At 58.5% G+C, this 1,959-nt stretch carries 1 protein-coding gene; it reads left to right on the forward strand.

Annotation, left to right across the window (positions count from 1 at the left end):
* Window positions 1–1,959, forward strand: a 1,959-nt coding sequence (locus AC1D0P_RS25215) for a calcium-binding protein (RefSeq protein ID WP_477679236.1), incomplete at both ends; no start/stop codon positions are given.

Below are 1,959 nucleotides of genomic sequence, written 5' to 3' on the forward strand. Positions count from 1 at the left end.
ACCGAATACGACACCACGGTTGGCAACATCGATACCCTCCGCTTCGACAGCTCCGTGACGGCCGGCGACATCAAGCTCAACCGCAACAACTGGGATCTTTTCCTGAGCATAGACGGCACGACGGATGTGATCACGCTTGCCAGATGGTATTTGAACGATGCCTACAAGATCGAACAGGTCGAGTTTGCCGATGGCACGCTGTGGAACAAAACCGACTTCGCCGCGATGGCGAATGCTACGGTGTTCGGCGGCACTGACGGCAATGATTACATCGAGGGAACGGGGGGCGACAACGTGCTGGAGGGCGGCGGTGGAGACGACCAGCTTCGCGGCCTGGCGGGCAACGATGTGTACCTGTACAAGCGAGGCGACGGCACGGACACCATCCTCGAGCACGACGAATTCGCAGGCAATATCGACACAGTCCGTTTCGATAGTTCAGTGGCCGTGGCGGACATCAATGTGACTCGGGACCAGGCCAATCTGTACCTGAATATAGCGGGCACGACGGACCGCATCATCCTGWACAACTGGTTTGACRGSGACGCCGACAAGGTCGAGCGCGTYGAGTTCGCCGACGGTACGGTATGGAATCAAAGYGACTTGCTGGACCTGAGCATTGTTCGTGGSACCGCGGGAGATGACTCTCTTTCTGGCACTGGAGGCGACGACATACTGCAAGGGCAAGGCGGTAACGACCTGTTGGACGGGGGCATCGGAAACGACGTCTACCTCTACAGGCGTGGAGACGGATCGGACACCATCGCGGAGAGCAACGTAAATTCCGGAAACGTTGACGCTGTTCGTTTCGACAACTCGGTGGCCGCTTCTGACGTCAAGGTAACTCGCGACCAGGATCATCTTTATCTCAATATCAGCGGAACCTCGGACCGGATCACGCTGCGATACTGGTTTGCCAACGACGCTTTCAAGATCGAGCAAGTCCAGTTTGCCGACGGCACGGTGTGGGATATCCCGGCCCTGACCGCSATGGCGGTGTTTGGCGGGACGGCGGGYGATGATCTCGTGATGGGGTCRATTCTYGGCGACGTGATCGATGGCGGCGCCGGCAACGACACGCTCARYGGCAATATCGGCAATGACGTGTACCTATATAGGCGCGGGGACGGTTCGGACATCATTGCCGAATACGACACTACGGCTGGCAACATCGATACCCTCCGCTTCGACAGCTCCGTGACGGCCGGCGACATCAAGCTCAACCGCAACAACTGGGATCTTTTCCTGAGCATAGACGGCACAACGGACGTGATCACGCTGTACCACTGGTATCTGAACGATGGCTACAAGGTCGAGCAGGTCGAATTTGCCGATGGCACGCTGTGGAACAAAACCGACTTCGCTGCGATGGCGGCAGCGGTGGTGTTTGGTGGAACCCAGGGTGATGACTACATGCTTGGTGCCACCGGCAATGACATGCTGAAGGGGCTTGGCGGCAGCGACATGCTCGATGGCGCCGGTGGCTTCGATGTGCTCGAAGGCGGTGCAGGAAACGACCAGCTCGCGGATGGCAATGGCAGCAATTACCTCAATGCAGGAGCCGGCGCCGATCATTTGAGCGGCAGCGCCGCTGCTGCGGACCTCTTCATAGGTGGCACCGGAAACGACGTCGTCTACCTCGGCAACGGGAAAGACCTCATCGCCTTCAATATCGGTGACGGTCAGGATACGCTGTATGCGAGCGGAGCATCTGTGAACCCGGACGACACCGTCAGCCTGGGCGGCGTCGGCCTTGACTACGCCAAGTTGAGCCTGGAAAAGAGCGGTAATGACCTGATCCTCAAGATCAGCGACACCGACCAGCTGACCTTCAGCTACTGGTACGGCAGCACGGCCAATCAAAGCGTGCTGAACCTGCAACTGGTGGCCGAGGCCATGGCGGCCTTTGATGCGAACTCCAGCGACCCGCTGCTTAACAAGAAAGTGCAGACCTTCGAC

Source organism: Polaromonas sp. P1_G2, from assembly GCF_056405515.1.